The sequence below is a fragment of the Bacillus sp. FSL P2-0099 genome, assembly GCF_038007445.1.
Lineage (GTDB): Bacteria > Bacillota > Bacilli > Bacillales > Bacillaceae_G > Bacillus_A > Bacillus_A mycoides.
The window spans coordinates 2,390,102-2,407,122 of the sequence record NZ_JBBOXE010000001.1 but is presented as its reverse complement, the minus strand read 5'-3'; the positions used below and the strand labels follow the sequence as shown (position 1 = coordinate 2,407,122).

General features: G+C 33.3%; 18 protein-coding genes and 5 pseudogenes. 5 read left to right on the top strand and 18 right to left on the bottom strand.

The window, feature by feature from the left end; genetic code table 11:
* Nucleotides 1-7: 7 nt before the first annotated feature.
* The 4 genes and pseudogenes from MKY90_RS12370 to MKY90_RS12355 form a co-directional block, all read right to left on the bottom strand.
* Nucleotides 8-768: pseudogene (locus MKY90_RS12370) on the bottom strand (ABC transporter ATP-binding protein).
* Nucleotides 769-1,498: 730 nt separating this feature from the next.
* Nucleotides 1,499-2,158 carry a CatB-related O-acetyltransferase gene (locus tag MKY90_RS12365; RefSeq protein ID WP_341091455.1) on the bottom strand — a complete coding sequence of 220 codons (660 nt, stop codon included), beginning with the start codon at nt 2,156-2,158 and terminating at the stop codon, nt 1,499-1,501.
* A 713-nt stretch (nt 2,159-2,871) separates the two neighbouring features.
* Complete coding sequence (locus MKY90_RS12360) at nt 2,872-3,021, bottom strand: hypothetical protein (protein WP_002069316.1); 150 nt, start codon at nt 3,019-3,021, stop codon at nt 2,872-2,874.
* Nucleotides 3,022-3,380: 359 nt separating this feature from the next.
* Nucleotides 3,381-4,850 carry an aminoacyl-histidine dipeptidase gene (locus MKY90_RS12355; RefSeq protein ID WP_016126945.1) on the bottom strand — a complete coding sequence of 490 codons (1,470 nt, stop codon included), beginning with the start codon at nt 4,848-4,850 and terminating at the stop codon, nt 3,381-3,383.
* Between the two features lie 245 nt (nt 4,851-5,095).
* Here MKY90_RS12355 and MKY90_RS12350 point away from each other — a divergent pair, with 245 nt between their 5' ends.
* Nucleotides 5,096-5,485, top strand: coding sequence for a YxeA family protein (locus tag MKY90_RS12350; RefSeq protein ID WP_033733970.1), 390 nt, complete (start codon nt 5,096-5,098; stop codon nt 5,483-5,485).
* A 20-nt stretch (nt 5,486-5,505) separates the two neighbouring features.
* Here the strand turns inward: MKY90_RS12350 and spoIISB are convergent, their stop codons facing one another.
* From spoIISB to MKY90_RS12325, 5 genes are all read right to left on the bottom strand, one after another.
* Complete coding sequence (gene spoIISB, locus MKY90_RS12345) at nt 5,506-5,682, bottom strand: stage II sporulation protein SB (protein WP_003189253.1); 177 nt, start codon at nt 5,680-5,682, stop codon at nt 5,506-5,508.
* 75 nt (nt 5,683-5,757) lie between these two features.
* Nucleotides 5,758-5,883, bottom strand: a complete 126-nt coding sequence (locus MKY90_RS12340; RefSeq protein ID WP_000588712.1) for a hypothetical protein — start codon at nt 5,881-5,883, stop codon at nt 5,758-5,760.
* 112 nt (nt 5,884-5,995) lie between these two features.
* Nucleotides 5,996-6,736, bottom strand: coding sequence for a type II toxin-antitoxin system SpoIISA family toxin (locus tag MKY90_RS12335; protein ID WP_341091453.1), 741 nt, complete (start codon nt 6,734-6,736; stop codon nt 5,996-5,998).
* Nucleotides 6,737-7,074: 338 nt separating this feature from the next.
* Entirely contained in the window at nt 7,075-7,812 is a 738-nt protein-coding gene (gpmA, locus tag MKY90_RS12330) for a 2,3-diphosphoglycerate-dependent phosphoglycerate mutase (protein WP_002032137.1), read from the bottom strand.
* Between the two features lie 153 nt (nt 7,813-7,965).
* On the bottom strand, nt 7,966-8,442 hold the full coding sequence (locus MKY90_RS12325) for a MarR family winged helix-turn-helix transcriptional regulator (RefSeq protein ID WP_002017049.1): 477 nt from the start codon (nt 8,440-8,442) through the stop codon (nt 7,966-7,968).
* Nucleotides 8,443-8,715: 273 nt separating this feature from the next.
* Here MKY90_RS12325 and MKY90_RS12320 point away from each other — a divergent pair, with 273 nt between their 5' ends.
* Nucleotides 8,716-9,348, top strand: a complete 633-nt coding sequence (locus tag MKY90_RS12320; protein WP_002017047.1) for a type 1 glutamine amidotransferase family protein — start codon at nt 8,716-8,718, stop codon at nt 9,346-9,348.
* Nucleotides 9,349-9,524: 176 nt separating this feature from the next.
* Here the strand turns inward: MKY90_RS12320 and MKY90_RS12315 are convergent, their stop codons facing one another.
* The 4 genes from MKY90_RS12315 to MKY90_RS12300 form a co-directional block, all read right to left on the bottom strand.
* Entirely contained in the window at nt 9,525-9,938 is a 414-nt protein-coding gene (locus MKY90_RS12315) for a VOC family protein (RefSeq protein ID WP_002012925.1), read from the bottom strand.
* A 118-nt stretch (nt 9,939-10,056) separates the two neighbouring features.
* Complete coding sequence (locus MKY90_RS12310; RefSeq protein WP_215598744.1) at nt 10,057-10,767, bottom strand: class I SAM-dependent methyltransferase; 711 nt, start codon at nt 10,765-10,767, stop codon at nt 10,057-10,059.
* A gap of 180 nt (nt 10,768-10,947) precedes the next feature.
* A complete protein-coding gene (locus MKY90_RS12305) occupies nt 10,948-12,300 on the bottom strand; it encodes a DEAD/DEAH box helicase (protein ID WP_215598745.1) in 1,353 nt (450 codons plus the stop codon).
* Nucleotides 12,301-12,373: 73 nt separating this feature from the next.
* Complete coding sequence (locus MKY90_RS12300; RefSeq protein WP_078174373.1) at nt 12,374-12,643, bottom strand: hypothetical protein; 270 nt, start codon at nt 12,641-12,643, stop codon at nt 12,374-12,376.
* A gap of 18 nt (nt 12,644-12,661) precedes the next feature.
* Here MKY90_RS12300 and MKY90_RS12295 point away from each other — a divergent pair.
* Nucleotides 12,662-12,850: pseudogene (locus MKY90_RS12295) on the top strand (hypothetical protein); the annotation flags it as partial.
* A gap of 211 nt (nt 12,851-13,061) precedes the next feature.
* Here the strand turns inward: MKY90_RS12295 and MKY90_RS12290 are convergent.
* The 4 genes and pseudogenes from MKY90_RS12290 to MKY90_RS12275 all read right to left on the bottom strand — a co-directional run.
* Nucleotides 13,062-13,297: pseudogene (locus MKY90_RS12290) on the bottom strand (N-acetylmuramoyl-L-alanine amidase); the annotation flags it as partial.
* 32 nt (nt 13,298-13,329) lie between these two features.
* Nucleotides 13,330-14,175 carry an exosporium leader peptide-containing protein gene (locus tag MKY90_RS12285; protein WP_341093246.1) on the bottom strand — a complete coding sequence of 282 codons (846 nt, stop codon included), beginning with the start codon at nt 14,173-14,175 and terminating at the stop codon, nt 13,330-13,332.
* Between the two features lie 42 nt (nt 14,176-14,217).
* A pseudogene (locus tag MKY90_RS12280) lies at nt 14,218-15,225 on the bottom strand (N-acetylmuramoyl-L-alanine amidase); the annotation flags it as partial.
* Nucleotides 15,179-15,437 (bottom strand): annotated as a pseudogene (locus tag MKY90_RS12275) (hypothetical protein). The pseudogenes MKY90_RS12275 and MKY90_RS12280, both read right to left, overlap by 47 nt.
* A gap of 217 nt (nt 15,438-15,654) precedes the next feature.
* Between MKY90_RS12275 and MKY90_RS12270 the strand changes: the two are divergent.
* Complete coding sequence (locus tag MKY90_RS12270) at nt 15,655-15,984, top strand: YkvA family protein (RefSeq protein WP_002035120.1); 330 nt, start codon at nt 15,655-15,657, stop codon at nt 15,982-15,984.
* Nucleotides 15,985-16,231: 247 nt separating this feature from the next.
* Here MKY90_RS12270 and MKY90_RS12265 read toward each other — a convergent pair whose 3' ends face one another.
* Nucleotides 16,232-16,444, bottom strand: coding sequence for a hypothetical protein (locus MKY90_RS12265; protein WP_000416118.1), 213 nt, complete (start codon nt 16,442-16,444; stop codon nt 16,232-16,234).
* Nucleotides 16,445-16,787: 343 nt separating this feature from the next.
* On the opposite strand from MKY90_RS12265, the gene MKY90_RS12260 reads away from it, so the two are divergent.
* Nucleotides 16,788-16,925, top strand: coding sequence for a DUF3956 domain-containing protein (locus MKY90_RS12260; RefSeq protein ID WP_002127410.1), 138 nt, complete (start codon nt 16,788-16,790; stop codon nt 16,923-16,925).
* Nucleotides 16,926-17,021 lie beyond the last annotated feature (96 nt).

Here is a 17,021-nt window from a genome sequence, read left to right as displayed (position 1 = left end):
TCCTTTCTTACGCTTTTTGTGTGCCTAAATCTGCAAGCACCTCTAAAATTTCTTTATAAAACTCTTCACGTTTACCACCACGGTAAATTTCTTTATATAACTCACCATCTTGAATGAATAAAATACGCTGACAGTAACTTGCACTGTATGGATCATGCGTAACCATCATAATCGATACGCCTTGTTCTTTATTTAAATTTGTCATCGCATTAAGTAAACTAGTTGCATTTTTAGAATCAAGAGCTCCTGTTGGCTCGTCCCCTAAAATAATTGCAGGCTCATGCACTAACGCACGTGCTGCTGCTGAACGCTGTTTCTGTCCACCAGATACTTCAGATGGGTACTTTTGAAGTATTGTTACAATCCCTAACATATCAGCTACCTTTTCTACTTTCGGCCCAATTTTTCGTGATGGGACACCTTGAAGGGATAATGGAAGTGCAATGTTTTCGTAAATAGATAAATTCTCTAATAAATTAAAGTCTTGGAAAATGAATCCTAACTTTTGCAAACGGAAATCAGAAAGCTCACCTTGCTTCATTTTCGTAATATCCGTTCCTGCAATTTCAATAACGTCACCTGTCGCTTTATCAAGAGTTGAAATTACATTTAATAATGTCGTTTTGCCAGAACCAGATGGCCCCATAATCCCAACAAACTCCCCCTCTTGAATCGAGAATGAAACACCTTTTAATGCGTGTGATTGATTCTCACCTTTTTTACCGTACACTTTTTGAATGTTTTTACGTCTACGACTTGTTTTATCATATAATATCCTCCTACGTCTCTATGATTGATAAGCTACCGGCTACCGTTTGGGTTGTTTCTTTTTCTTTTTCGTTTCCACTTGCAATGCCTCATCTGTAAAAGTATTAAACTTGTACCCCACCAATATATATCCTTTTATTTTTCAAAATAATAAGTCCTTTCATATTTTTGCAATACATAAAAATAGATATCAAACGGGATATATTGTACTCAATTTGGACATCCATTTTTAGGAATACACGTAATAGACCATCTAAGTAATAAATTTGTTCCCCGTTAAGATAAGAAAGCACTAGGTATTTTGTTAAGAAAACAAAATGAATTGCATAAAAAAATCCATTTTCGCTATCTCAAAAAAAGAATCAATGCTGCAGATTTTATAAACTGTATAATGGCCGGCTCATGCACAAGTACACATGTTGCTGCCCACTAGATACTTCAGGTGGATGCTTTTAGAGTATCGCTGAAACTTCTAACATATAAACTACCTTTTCTACCTCCGGGCGAGTAATTCGCGATGGAACACCTTGAAGGGAAAATGAAGAAACAATTTTGTGCAATCATTTGAATTATAAATAAAACATATTAAGAACTACTGGTTATATTTCTTAATTTTTCTTAAGATAATTTATAAAAACTAAACCATAATGGGGAGATTATTTCATAATTGTTTCTAGTACAAATAATAAAAAAACTACATCCTATATTGAATGTAGTTTTTCTAGCTGATTTATTTATTTTTCACTTCATTTTTATAAAAATCAAATAATGGTTCAATGGCTGGACTAGATAAAAGAGGAATTGCCTTCTTAATCAATTCTCTATCCCAATCAAACCAACGCATTTCCATTAGCATATTAATTTCTGTATCAGTGAACCGTTTTTTTATTTCCTTAGCAGGATTACCGCCCACTATTGTATATGGCGGAACATCTTTACATACGACAGATCCTGCCGCAACAATTGCACCTTCACCGATTGTAACGCCAGGCATTATTATAGCATTCATACCAATCCAGGCATCACTTTCAATGACTGTATCACCCTTTGGTTCATAGGATTGTCCGATTTGCTCAGCGAATGGATACACTGTAATCCATTCTGAGTGATGATTATGATTACCACCCATTAAAATGATAACGCCACTTGCAATACAAACATAATTTCCAATAATAAGTTTATCAAGATGCCAACCCATCTGTTCAATTGGATTGAAAAGTGCTTGGGACTTAGCATCGCCCCATAAATACCTTACACAACCATCTTCAAAATTTTGATTTCCATAATACCCTGAATAATAGGAGTACTCTCCTACTTCAATGAGTGGATTTGTTACTATATCTTTTAAATACTTTGTTTCAGACCAATGATTAAATAATGGATGCTTCATAACTATATTCCTCGCTTCTAAGTATTGTAGATTTTTGCAATTTACTTAGAAGCTTAATACGACAGCGACATTTTTAAACTTTTTCAAACGACGAATCATTATCTTCAAGCCTTTCAGTTATAATGAAAAATCATAACGTAATAAATTACACAAGTCAAATTAACCAAGTTATAATAAATCCGAGAATGCGGACAAGAAAACCATTTTATATTTTTTTTGAAACTCTTTATTTTTTTATTTAAATTACGGTACATGAAATTCACATGACACTTGTGTAGTAATACTTTCTCCTTATCAAGAGGATATAATATTACAGCAGAACTTTTACATAGGTGTAGCTTTTGAATAAAGTTTGATTAAATTAACTTAATAAACCTTGATAAAAGAGCGAATAGAAAAAAGTTTGATGATTTTGTGAACCTTACTCAATTAAAGCGCCCGACTGTGGTAGATACATTATCCTCAATTACTTCTTGGGGTAGCGTCAGGAAAATGCGGATTTACAACGCTAAGGAAATGTCACTTATTTAAAAAGCCGATTTCCATCTCAAGGAATCGACTTTTTAGTTATTCTTAATGAACTAACGCATACGTTAGTTCATTAAGTAAGAGGTTTGAAAAAATAGCCTGTATATATTTGAACGATGAATAACTTACCTATTTTCTTGTGTTAGTTTGCACTATATACAGAAAATCCAGAAAAACTTAACATATTATTTATCTGTTTGTTTTTGCTTCTTTTTCAAATACTCCGCACGCAATTTTTCAAGTTGCTGCTTTTTATCAAATTTGGCAGGCGTCTGTTTTTCATGAAACTTTGCCACAGCTGCCTGACCTTTGTAATCCAATTGATATTTCCCCACTTTGTTCACCTACTTTTCTTATCTTTAAAGAGAATCTATTCAACAAATATAATATACCTTATTTTACTTAAGTAAACCTTATTAGTCAAAGGAACTTAAAGTAAAAAGCTTGATAACAAGGGGGAAATCAATCTAAAAAGTCGCTTTCCTTAGGTAAGGGAAAACGACTTTTTGTGTAGTCTTATTCAATTAAATGGCCCGATTGTTGAAGAAAAAGATACTCTGCAAAATAGATCTTTTTATCAAACTTTATTTTAAATCAACAATAGGTAAATTTCTTGGCCATTATTTTGCTTCACATAAAATTCTATACAAAAAAGCAACCTATAAATTTAGGCTGCTTTTTATTCCGTCTTTTATTACTTAGCTAATTCTTTCGTTCCCTGCATTACATCAACGAAAAATCCCCAGTTATTCACAACAGAAGAAATACTAATATGTTCATCTGGAGTGTGAACATTAAAGATATCTGGACCGAATGAAATAGCATCTAACTCAGGCATTTTTTGAACAAATACACTGCACTCAATTCCTGCATGTACTGCGAAGATTTCAGCATCTTTGCTGTATTTTTCTTGGTGCACTTTTTCGAATAAATTACGGATAGGCGAATTAGGATTATATGGCCACTCTGGATATTCAGACTCTTTTTCAAATGTTGCCCCTACTAATTCCGCAATATACTTAATTTCCTCTACAATATGTTGTTTTAAGCTACTTACAGAACTTCTCACTTCGCTTCGTAATTTAATCTCATCTTGCAGTGTTTGAATAACTCCTAAATTAGTTGAGCTTTCTACAAGACCTTTAATATCCATGCTCATACTTTGTATACCATTTGGAATTAAGAATAATGAAGAAATAAGCTGTTTTTGTGTTTCTTTAGAAAAGACTTTTCCCGCCTTTTCTTCTACTTTTGTAAGTGAAACATGAACATCCGGATCAACAGCACGTAGCTCTTCTTGTAACATACGTGTCCATGATTTTAGTTTTTCTTCTACTTGCTGTACATCTTCTGCACGTAATAAAATTGTAGCTACACTTTCACGCGGAATTGCATTTGTTTTTAAGCCGCCATGAACTTCACTCATATTAAACTGAATGTGAAGTGATAAATCACGTAAAACTCGTCCTAATACTTTATTCGCATTACCGCGTTGTTTATCAATTTCCAAACCAGAATGTCCACCTTTAAGTCCCCCAACATATAGTCGGTATGTGTCCATATCTACTGACGCTTCATCCCAAATCACTGAAATCGTTTCAACTGCTTTCGCACCACCTGCGCTACTCACTAGTAATTTATGATCTTCTTCAGAATCAATATTAATAAATATTTTTCCATCAAAATGATTTGAATCAACAGCGAATGCACCGCCCATTGTCGTTTCTTCTTCAGTTGTAATAACAACTTCTAAAGCTGGATGCGGGATGTCTGTTGAATCTAATAATGCTAATGCATATGCAACGGCAATACCATTATCAGCACCTAAAGTAGTTTCGTTTGCATATAACATATCTCCAATAATTCTTAATTCAATTGGGTCTTTCTCAAAATCATGAACTGTCGCTTGGTTTTTTTCACACACCATATCAGAGTGCCCCTGAATGATAATAGCTGGTACATTCTCATAACCAGAAGTAGCTTCTTTTTTTATAATGACATTTAACGCTTCGTCTTGAATAACTTCTAAATTACGTTCCTTTGCGAAACTCACTAAGTAATCACTAATTTCTTTTTCATTACCTGATCCTCTAGGAATCTTTGAAATTTCTGCAAAATGATAAAATACAGGGTGCTTTGTTAATTGTTCTAAAGTAGAATACATTTTTAAGCTCCTCTCCAATTGACAAAATAATATGTACGTCCTTTATTATTATACCATGATTCATTATTTTACTTTTATTTTAAGATTTCAAAAATTCATTATAACCTATTCATTCCATCCTCATATTTTTTAATTTAGTGTAAATAAGCTATACTCTTACAAGATTGTAAGAGTGCTGTAATCAAAATCGATTTTTCTATTTAAAAAATAACCGCATACTTTAAATACATAATTTAAAGGAGAAAATGAAAAAATTTTTATCTGTTATTACACTAAGTTTATTATTTTGCAACTTAACTATCGGGTGCGAAAGAGCTTCTCTAAATAGAATCGGTAAGGATGTATATTACGTACAGATAAAAGGTGAAGGGTTTATTGAAAAGATAGAAGGTAGAAACTTACGGAACTACACATTGCCGGCATATGATGAAGATGGAGTAAGAAAACAAATTACATTTAGAAGTAAAAAACAATCAAACGATCAAAAATTAAATGAAAAGGCATTTTTGTGCATTTATGTAGACCAAGAAAATAAAGATAAAAATGAAATATCATCGATTGAAGTAAAATCCTATGAAGAAATTCAAAAAGCGGATTTACCTTTAAAAGTAAAAGAAAAGTTTAATGCAAAATAAAAAAATACAGGAAAATGCTCTTATGCATTTTCCTGTATTTTTTTCACTCGAGCATATTTCGAACTATTACTATCCATAAGTTTTTCTAAACGATTTATATTTTCTGTTAATGCACCTTTCACAAGAGAGAAATCTGTATTTGATTCTTCTTTTTTAGTTTTAAAAAACGAAGATTTTTGAGCATTTACTTCTGCCATCTCTTCTCCCCCTTTTCAAAAAGATACAACCTTTTATTTATATTATATAGCAAATGCAGACAGAGTGTACACGTATCATTTTCTTTTTAATTCTTCTTCTAACTCTTCTACTTGCTGCAAAGTATCTCCTTTTATTAAAGAGAAATCTGTTGTATCTTCATTATCTTCTTTAAAAAAATCATTGTCATAATCTTTTATCACTACAATCACCTCTACGTGCTAGTGTAGGAATGATTGTCCAATTTTATACAAGCTTGTCTGAATTTGTTCTCCCTTTATGTATAGGTGAAAAGGACAGAAAAAGATTCTGTCCTTATTTACTAAAATAACTATGATGAATTGTTAAATTATATACATTTTCAAAATCTCGATCTTGAAGGTTATTTTTCTTCCCATCAATAACAATGAAAACATCACTAACTATTTTTGCTGGTATAATTCCGACATTTTCTACTTGCACCGCTTTCTGCTCATTCAATTGCTCGATGTGTTCTAATGGAACAATAATACTAAATTGAGAGCGGATACCACGAAAGTTTGTATTTAATTCCTTCACCGCTTCAAATACAACAATTTTCGCACCAATCTTTTCCCCATATGAATCTAAAAATGTGTTTAAGCTTTTTGTATATTCCTCTTCCGTATGCCATTCCATTGTCCCAAAGGCTGTTGGATTCACATTTTGAATAATTGTCGTATATATTTCTCCTCTTGCTTTTGAAGCAATTAATGACCTTTTAATTGATTGGACCGTCTTTCCAATATCGATGAATTTTGCGCCCCATATTTCTGAAATATTTGGTGTCAAAATGAATGCAATATCAACGAAAATTACCATCGCAGTAAACATTAAAAGATTTTTCCAGAGGGTTAAATCTATTCCTTTTATCATGAAATAAACTGTGACTGATGTTATGAACAAACCGTACCACGTTTTTCGAATTCGTTGTTTCTTCTCCTCGTACAACTCTTCATTTCTCCAATAAAAGAAAACAAGAACAATAAAGACGATTGCTAAAATAAATAAGCCAATTCGAATGTTAGAGATCGTCAATCACATCACCCTCCATTCCAAAACTACTCACGATACCATTACATGCACAAACAGCTCTCTTTATGACAAAAGACGTGGACAACCTTCTAAAGTTAGCACCATCGCATATACATTAGAAGCAGGCCACGTCTTTTATCCCGCATTAACGGGCAGTAAGACCCCCCACCTCAAAATTCAGCGAAAGCAAAGACGTTAGGTGAGGGATCAACTGCCCATAAAAGCCCGATTGGTGAAGGCTAATAATCAGTGCGGGATGAACACCCTCCACTGATTAAAGTTTCACTTTATCATGAATCTACATTGTATATGTAGACAAGCATGCGTTTCAAATTTTCATGTTAAAAAGAAATATGTTTCGGAATTTCCCCTTCAGGTACTTCTCCATCCATACTTAAGTAATAATGACGAATCGGACGTAATTTTTCATCTAACTCATAAACAAGCGGAATGCTAGTTGGAATATTTAATGAAACCACACCATCACTTGAAAGATTGTCTAAGTATTTCACTAGCGAACGAATTGTATTACCGTGCGATGAAATAATTACTTTCTCACCACTTTTTAATGACGGTGCAATTTCTGAATGCCAATAATCAACTACTCTTTTCTCCGTATCCTCTAAACATTCAGTCAATGGGAATTCATCTTTTTTTAACGTTTTATATCTTGGATTGTTCGCCTCATATCGAGGATCATCTTCAGTAAGTGCAGGCGGTCTCACATCTATACTTCTTCTCCAAATATGAACTTGTTCATCTCCATATTTTTTTGCAGTTTCGTCTTTATTCAATCCTTGTAGTGCACCATAATGGCGTTCATTCAACTTCCATGAGTTATGTATAGGGACCCAAGTGAGATCCATTTCATGCAGTACAATCCATAATGTACGAATTGCTCGTTTTAGTACCGAGGTATACGCAACATCAAATGTATATCCATTCTTTTTTAATATTGTTCCTGCTTCTCTCGCTTCACTTAATCCATTCTTTGATAAATCCACATCTGTCCATCCTGTAAATCGATTTTCAAGATTCCACAAACTTTGTCCGTGACGAATGAGTACAAGTTTTATCATTATAATTCCCCTCTCGGAAATATGAATTTTTAAATTTCAATACGTACACATATAAAGTTTTTGGCAATGTGAATTTTTTATCCATAGTTGCCAAATATACAGATAAAAATTTATGATTTTTCAAACTACAAAACAAGATACTGTTTCTATCTTTTATTCTACTGGTATTTCACGCTTAGACGTCCATGCATCAAATCCTGAACGGCTATTTGCCATTTCATTCATAACTTGATGCCAATTTTCTTCACATGATTCGCCAAACTGTGAGAAAATAGCTCCCATTTGTTCTCTTTGAACATCGCTCAGTTTTTTCTCTAAGTCTGTTCCTTCTTCTGTTAAAGACAGCTGTTTCACACGACGATCATGTGCAGCTTCATTACTCTCAATAAGTCCTTTATCTAACAGTTGGCGCAACGGTCCGTGAAGAGCTTGTTTACTTATTTCTAAAAGTGATAGCAGCTCATTTACACTAAGCCCTGGAAAACGAGCGATAAAAAACAGAATTCTATGATGTACACGCTGTATACTATACTCTTTTATTATTTCATCTGGTTTTTCTGTAAAAGTTTTATATGCAAAGTAAAATAATGCTAATGCCTCATTCATTTGCTCTTCTTTATGTTGTGTCATCTACTTTCCCCCTGTATGTAAATTATACCACAACTCAATTATGAATAATTAAATTGGTATATTGAGCCTAATTTCTTCATTCTAAAACCAACAAATTTCAACTATTATATTTTTGAAGGTTGTTTAATTCGTAAACCATACCTTCAAATAAAGTATCCAAATTATTTTTTAAAGAATTCTTAAGGAAATAGGTTAAATTCAAATGATAAATATTGTAAAATTTATTTATTAATATTTTTTTGAAAAACTCAATTGTGATTGGAGTGTTATTGTATGCAAACAAAAAAAGTTTATCTTTATGTATTTAATACGATGTCAGACTGGGAATATGGACATTTAATTGCAGAACTAAACTCAGGAAGATATTTCAAAAAAGAGTTAGCCCCTTTAAAGGTAGTTACAGTAGGAGCTAATAATGAAATTATTACTACGATGGGAGGACTGAGCATAAAGCCAGATATTTCCCTGGATGAATGTACTCTTGAGAGTAACGATCTTTTAGTTTTACCTGGAGGGACTACTTGGGGGGAAAGCATTCATCACCCTATCTTAAAAAAAATTGGTGAAGCGTTAAAACTCGGCACTATTGTTGCTGCCATTTGTGGTGCAACTGAGGGGTTAGCGAATTTTGGATACCTAGATTCTAGAAAACATACAAGCAATGATTTAGAATATATTAAAATGGTTTGTCCTAATTATAAAGGAGAACAACTTTATAAGATGGAACCTGCAGTATGTGATGAAAATTTGATTACTGCATCAGGAGTAGCTCCTCTGGAATTTGCAATGGAAGTATTGAAAAAAATTGATGTATTTGCACCAGATACGTTACATTCATGGTATAACCTAAATAAAACTTATAAGCCTGAATACTTCTTCCAGTTAATGAATTCAATTACTAGATAAGCTGAAAAATTAAATTAGCAGTTTTATATTATATAAAAAACTTAAAAAGCACCCCTAAAGTCGTTATAAATACAACCGATGACGGTTGTAAAACAAAAAATAAAAGGGATGATACATATTTATCTTGTATCATCCCTTTTATTTTTTATAACATTAATATCACCATATTATTTTAATTATTCATCTCCAGCAAGAGTTAACTGCCAAGACACACCATACTTATCATTTAACCAACCAAACTTTTTACTAAACGGATATGAACCTAAAGGCATAAGAACTTTTCCATCTTGTGCTAGTTTATTAAAAACTGTTTCGATTTCCTCTTCCGTATCACAAGTTACATAAAGAGACATAGCTGGAGTGAATGTAAAATCATGCTTTACATAACTATCAATACACATGAACTCTTGTCCATTTAGCGTAAAAGTTGCATGAATTACAGTTCCCTCTTTACCTGGTCCATTCTCATCATAACGAGAGATACTTACAATTTCTGATTGATTAAATAGCGATGTGTAAAAATTCATCGCTTCCTCAGCTTTGCCCTCAAACATTAAAAACGTAGTGATTTTTTGATTTGTGTTACCCATTTAGAGACATCCCCTTGTTATGTATTTATGCAAAACATACATCGGACAATAAAACCGAACGTATATTCTTATAAGTGTATTGTCTATAAAAACGATGAGTTTGTCAATTATCTATGTTTTATTTCTTCTTAAATAATGCTGTCCAAAGAAATGATTCTCCAAACATATTATTTGGTTGTTCAATTTGCTTCATCTTTCTAATTTCAACCACTTCAAACTCATTAAATATCTCTCTTAATTTTTCTTCTGAATAAGCAAGACCACCTTGCAGACTCCAGCTTCTATATACATCCCAATCTGTTATTTCTGATCCATTTCGCTCATCTAAATCGCCTGCTGCAAAACATGTTAATCCGAAATAACCACCCGATTTTAATGAGTTTTTAACTAAATCAACATAATTCATTCTTCTATGTGGTGGAATGTGATGCAAGCAACCGGAATCATATACAAAATCATATTCATCTTGAAAATCCAAATTAAAAATCGATTCACAAACAAATTGTATGTCTATTCCGTTTTCTAACGCCCTCTCTTTGGCCCAATTAATCCCTTCTATAGACAAATCGACTGCTGTTACATCAAGTCCTTGTTTCGCTAAATAAATTGCATTTCTTCCTGGACCACATCCAAGCTCTAACACTTCTCCTTTTGAAATCCATTCTTTTTGTATATATGAAACTAAATTCTCATCTGGAATATTTGCAAAAAAAGGAACATCCTTTTCTCTATTTGTGTAAAATTCATTCCAAAATGGTACTGCAGGTCTTAATAAAGAATCCATCATCTTTAAAATATCTTCTTGTGTATGTAACGTTTCATTTTTCATCAAAACGCCTCCTATCATGAATTCAGAATAATCCCATAATAACACGCGAGAGAGTTTAAATAAAAGAAAAGAGCCGCAATTTTTTTTGCGACTCTTTTCTGTCTATCTAAGAAATAAAACGATTTACAATCGTATCTGAAATGTTATCGGCGATTTTTATCCCGATTACTATTTTAAAATTTAACGGCCACGTCTTTGCTGACCTTGCTTTCCACTACCGTTCTTATTACTTGGTTTATTAAATGATCGGTTGTTATCATTTCTCGAACTATTTCTTGAATCATTTCTTGAACCACTTCTTGAACCACTTCTTGAACCTTCACGGCTATCTCTTTGACGATATTGACCTGATTTCTTTGGAGCCGGCTTTTGTACCGGTTTTCCATTTTCATCTACATTTTTTATCATCGGTTGTTCGATTATTTCTCTTTGTATTGGTGCACCAAGCGTTTTTTCAATTTCTTCTAAATGTTTTTCATCTTTCGCTGCAACGAACGTAATTGCAAGACCTGATCCACCTGCACGTCCTGTTCGGCCAATGCGGTGAATATAACTTTCTACATCTTCAGGGATATCAAAGTTAAATACGTGCGTTACACCATCTACATCAAGTCCACGAGCTGCTACATCCGTTGCGATTAAGTACTGAATTTTAGCTTCGCGGAAACTCTTCATAACTCTTTCGCGTTTCGCTTGAGGTATATCACCATGAAGTTCAGCACAATTATAACCTAGTCCTTTTAAATTATCATAAAGCTTACTTGCTCTAACCTTTGTACGACAGAAAATAACTGCTAAAAATGGCTGATCACGATCCATAACAAAACGAAGTGCATCTGGCTTTGCACGATCTGTCGTCTCAATGACACGCTGCTCAATTGTATCTACCGTTACTTCTTCACTTTGTACTTGAATCATTTGCGGCTCTTCCATATAACGTTTCGCCAATTTTTTAATATCTTTTGGCATCGTTGCTGAGAATAACATCGTTTGTTTACTATCAGGTGTCTCATCTAAAATATCTTCAATATCATATAAGAATCCAAAATAAAGCATTTGATCTGCTTCATCTAGTACAATCGTTGAAAGATTACTTAAATCAATTGTTTCACGTCGTATATGATCTAATAATCGTCCTGGTGTCGCTACAACAATATGTGTATTACCTTTTAATTTTCTCAATTGTTGTGCTACATCTTGTCCGCCATATATCGCTAGTACATTAATATCTTCTCTTTGAACAAGCATTTTTTTAATTTCAGTTGTAATTTGCAGTGCTAGTTCCCTTGTTGGTGCAACAATTAAAGCCTGAACATCACTAGACTCTGGATCGATTTTTTCTAAAATCGGTAACACGAATGCTAACGTTTTACCCGTTCCTGTTTTCGCCTGCCCAATAATATCTTTACCTGACATAATAACAGGAATTGCCTTCTCCTGAATCGGTGTTGCTTCTGTAATTCCATTTTCACGTAATGTATGATTAAAAGTTTCACTAATTCCTAATTCTAAAAAGTTTTTCAAATAGACCACTTCTTTTCCTTATTTTTCACATTAGCTTTCATTGTACCATTTGTTTCGCCAAATATGAAAAATAAAAAAATTCTTATCTTCTTTTTTTATATTCATCCTGTACTAGATGAACAAATTCTTTTTGTTTTTTCTCGGATTTTATTAATGCTTCCATATTTGCAGAAGTCAAAATATACTTTTTAATTTTTCTATTACTCCAAATTAAACTTGTATACTTCGGATCTTCATGTAGATTTCGAAACCACTCTAATTCACTTAATTTTGCGATATAATGTTTTAATTTCATGTCATTTCGAGGATAAAATAAAATAACATCTGCTATTACATCAAATAATGAGCCCAAGTTATTCCCTCCTATAACTTCTTTAATGAAGATATTAACGTAATTTTAAAAATCATTGTTTCACCAATTCAAAATCAATTACACCAATATGTACATCAAGGAACTAAGTTCTACCATTTAATATTTAATACGAAATCATTATATAACCTTCATTTTGATTTAGCATATGAGCTTATCTTTCAGAAAGATGGTTTGCAATATAAACTGGAAAAATCCTAATAGTGCATTAGAGATATTTATTATTTTTCATTATAATTTTTATAGCCTTACCATATCAATTTGGGGATTTTGTGCGTTTAGAAAACCATTTAGATACATTTAGTATTGTACGCCAATAATATAGTAGTAATAAATTTACAAATGAAGGATATAGAAAGAGTAAGGGGGCATGGTTAATTACTCATGAAGGTATAGTGCATTAGATGAATAAATAGGCTTCATTTGCAATAACATAGTATGTTTTCCCTTTACTGCTGTGTGCTTTGTACTATGGCGAACCATTGACACTCACTTTTGCATCAATCATAAATCCCTGCATCTACAGAACCAGCTCCATCTTTATATTTCCAAGGTGGAGCATCCTAGAAACGTAGATTGTCCACTTTGAAAACAATACGTTTTCAAGGTGGACAAATAAACTGTGCTTTTCTTATCGAGTAGCAACAGATACTTCTGAAAGAAATAGACTACATCGTAATAGGGGTTATATTCACAGCTGTAATTTTACAAGTTGAAATTGCAAACCTAACGGTTGTAGTTGGATTTATAGGTAATGTCCCTAGTACTATCCCAAGTCCTGTTTGTTCCACGCTAAAATCTGCTGCAATAGAACCATTACTTGCTAAAAGACTTACTGTAGATCCGATAAACGCATCCAGTAATTGTCTAATTGGTCGTTCACGACATTCACACTCGTATCCTCCATCGGTAGGTGGAAGTAATGTAATAGGTGGTCCTGGTGGTAAAAAACCTACCCCTGTTACATCAGATATATTGACCACAAAGGTTGTGGTGCCATCTGTAACTGTAACTAAAAAATCATTCACAGAAGTGATAGTAAATAGAAAGAAAAGCGGGGGCGTGTTGGGTGTGTCTGCAATAGTGCCAAGAATAACAGTTTCTCCAATAAGTTGTTGTAAAACGCTTTGCATAGGTAAAACACAGCAATCACAAAGACAACCTTCAGTTCCTCCTGTTGGGCCTGTCTCTCCTGTTGGACCCGTTACTCCCGTTGGACCCGTTACTCCCGTTGGACCCGTTACTCCCGTTGGACCCGTTACTCCTGTTGGACCCGTTACTCCTGTTGGACCCGTTACTCCTGTTGGACCCGTTACTCCTGTTGGACCCGTTACTCCTGTTGGACCCGTTACTCCTGTTGGACCCGTTACTCCCGTTGGGCCTGTCCCTCCTGTTGGACCTGTGGGTAAAGTAAATGGTGGGATTGGGGGAAGTGTAGGGCCAATTAAATTTGGATTTAATGCATTAGCTTGAAGTATCCCATTTATCTTTTGTATTTCATTTTTATCAAACACATAACTACCTCCTATGAGTGTACTATACTGTAGTAATACAGTTACAAATACATAAACTTCATTGATCGTAATATAATATGTTTTCCCTATCCTATTGTGCACCTTAAATTGTACTGAACCTTCCATATTTAACTTCCTAAAAATTGTAAACACCTCACCTACATCTACAAAACCATCCACGTCTTTATCCTACCAAGGTCGAGCATCATAGAAACGTAGAATGTTAACTTTAGAAACAACACGCTTTCCTATAATAGAAGAATCTACTGTACTTTTCTTACTAAACTTCACATAGGATGGATTGTTCTTAATCCATTGCTCTCCACCAAGGTTTAACCAACCAGGCTTTTCGCCCCATTCAACATAAGCTTCTGATTTATTTAGTTGACGAATCTTAGAATAGCTTGTGTCTGGTCCTTTACGTAAATTAACGTTGTAGCCTTCAATATAAGCTATACCATCGGTTACAGCTGTTGGTACTTCTGTTGGTTTAGGTGGCTTTCAGGTACAGAAACATCCACACTAGAATTATTGTATGCGCGTTGTACATCAGCACGGGATGGAGCTCCTGATCCCCATGAGATTTTAAATAATCAAGTTGATCTTCATGATCTGTACCGCCAAGGTATTTAATCACATCGTAGTGAATCCACAATCCTTTTCCTACAGATAACTTGTTATCTTTTAAGATTTCCGCTAAAAGTTTTACGTATTTTTCATATGAACGCTCGAGCTTTGTATGGTCTGCTGTTTCACATAACTCTACATGTACAAATCGTTTATTAGCAGCAGGTCCACCGCCATATGCAATGTATTTTATATTAGCGATTTGGATTGTTTCATCTCAATCAACAGCATATTGAACAAATGCGTTTCTTCATGTACGAGATTCATACTTTTGAATATTTCAGAAGTCGCTGTACTATGAGCTACTACGCCCTCATAAACACCTACGCCAAAACGATATGATTGTTTTGGTAAATTAGGGATAAAAAACGTTCTATCAGCAAAAATACTTGTAGCAAATGAACCAGCAAGTACTAGAATCATAAGGAACGAGGTAATTAGCTATATTAAAACCAGCTAAAATTGGAATGAATGTAAGTGATTGATTGATTATTTATATCCTTAATTCCTTTCAATATTATTGTTGTATTCGGATTCATATACGCTATAAACAATCTAATAATTATTGTCAAGATAGCTGGTATTAAGAAATCAAAAGTTTTTTCTGCCTTCGTTGCAGAACGCAAATAATTCATTGAAACCTCTATCGGAAACTTATTTGCTTTCCAAAACAGATTTTCTCTTCATCCATCTCCATAATCGTATCCGCTTAACAAGCATTGTTTTATTTTGAACAGGTATTCGCTTATAAATATCGAAATATACAATAAGAAAAAACAATAAAATTGATTATTCTTTCGCTTCTTTGTCCATCCTTTTAAAAAATCCATCTTTTGGAAAAGGAGTGTTTATATGGAGAAACAGACACTTTGGAAAAAATTCAAAAAAAGCTCAGTAAACCTCGGTAAATCCAGCGTATATGAAAGTATTATTTTATTTTACACAATGAAAAAGAAAGAGTTACCTACTAAAGCAAAACTCATTATATTAGCCGCTTTATCCTATTACGTATTAACAATCGACTTCATTCCAGATATAGCTGCTATTATTGGGATTGGCTTATTAGATGATGTTTTAGCAATCGCTGTGGCGCATAAATATGTTATGCGACATGCTGATGCTGAAATTAGAGAAAAGAGTAAAATAAAAATGGAATCATTATTTACTTCAGCACACATTTAACGAAGAAAGATAGGCTCTTACTTGTCTTTTCTCACTGCCTAACCATCATCTATAGCTTTTAAACAAATGATTTGAACAGTGTTAATACAGAAAAAAGAACTAAAATAATCTTTTAGTTCTTTTTTGTCAACTCAATTTATTTTTGAACAATAGTTAAAAGAGCCTATTTTAATTTACCAACTAAAACAGGCTCTTTACTAATTTAAATTTACAAGATCATCATCATTTTACGCTATACTTTGCTACTTCAACAACATTTCTCTTTCATCGCTTTCATCATAGACATAGTAGTCTTCATCATTTCATCACATTCATTCATTTTCACCATCATTGCCTTATCCATTTCTACATCCATTTGCATCATGTTATTCATCATCATTTTCATACACTTCATTTCACACATCATTTTTTCCATAGACATCATCATGTTTGTTGTTTCTACCATCATAGTTTTTTCCATATTAACATCCCCCTAGAATTTTTATGTTACAAGTATAAAAATTCCTTTTCGTTTTTCTAAAACCTTCTTATTTTACCTCATACAAATATTTATCAATATATTTCCCTCTCAATTCGTCATTGATTAACTTTATTTATTGTCACGCTGAAACGTAAGTATAATAAAAAGCATCTTATTATAGATGCTTCCTTGTCTAACAATTAAATTATTAACACTATGAAACTCCATTTGTTTCGTAAACATAGGGTAAATCTATTATTTTTATAAAATTCATAAATCCAACTATAACGTATTATAGTTTCACTCATATACTGTAGTAGATCACTAGAAAGGAGGCGTATATATGGAAAGTTGTATTGTGTTCGTAAACGGCCAACCTTTTTTAGTACTCACAGTTGCTGGCATCGAAATTGCTAGATTGGAAATTACTCTTCAAGTAGCACTAGCTTTGAGAGTTCTCGGTATTCCAATCTGTGGGTAATTCATTTAAGTAAGTTTAAAAGAGAGCTTTCGCTCTCTTTTAAACTCTTGTCAAAAAATGCACTTCTATACACTTAGCAAGTGTGACTCATAGCCT

Bases quoted from the DNA above. Each gene is read 5' to 3' on its own strand.
- MKY90_RS12270 (WP_002035120.1), top strand. From the start codon at position 15,655: ATGGAGAAACAGACACTTTGGAAAAAATTCAAAAAAAGCTCAGTAAAC.
- MKY90_RS12365 (WP_341091455.1), bottom strand. From the start codon at position 2,158: ATGAAGCATCCATTATTTAATCATTGGTCTGAAACAAAGTATTTAAAA.
- MKY90_RS12320 (WP_002017047.1), top strand. From the start codon at position 8,716: ATGCAAACAAAAAAAGTTTATCTTTATGTATTTAATACGATGTCAGAC.
- MKY90_RS12315 (WP_002012925.1), bottom strand. From the start codon at position 9,938: ATGGGTAACACAAATCAAAAAATCACTACGTTTTTAATGTTTGAGGGC.
- MKY90_RS12355 (WP_016126945.1), bottom strand. From the start codon at position 4,850: ATGTATTCTACTTTAGAACAATTAACAAAGCACCCTGTATTTTATCAT.
- MKY90_RS12260 (WP_002127410.1), top strand. From the start codon at position 16,788: ATGGAAAGTTGTATTGTGTTCGTAAACGGCCAACCTTTTTTAGTACTC.
- MKY90_RS12325 (WP_002017049.1), bottom strand. From the start codon at position 8,442: ATGACACAACATAAAGAAGAGCAAATGAATGAGGCATTAGCATTATTT.
- MKY90_RS12350 (WP_033733970.1), top strand. From the start codon at position 5,096: ATGAAAAAATTTTTATCTGTTATTACACTAAGTTTATTATTTTGCAAC.
- MKY90_RS12265 (WP_000416118.1), bottom strand. From the start codon at position 16,444: ATGGAAAAAACTATGATGGTAGAAACAACAAACATGATGATGTCTATG.
- MKY90_RS12310 (WP_215598744.1), bottom strand. From the start codon at position 10,767: ATGAAAAATGAAACGTTACATACACAAGAAGATATTTTAAAGATGATG.
- spoIISB (WP_003189253.1), bottom strand. From the start codon at position 5,682: ATGGCAGAAGTAAATGCTCAAAAATCTTCGTTTTTTAAAACTAAAAAA.
- gpmA (WP_002032137.1), bottom strand. From the start codon at position 7,812: ATGATAAAACTTGTACTCATTCGTCACGGACAAAGTTTGTGGAATCTT.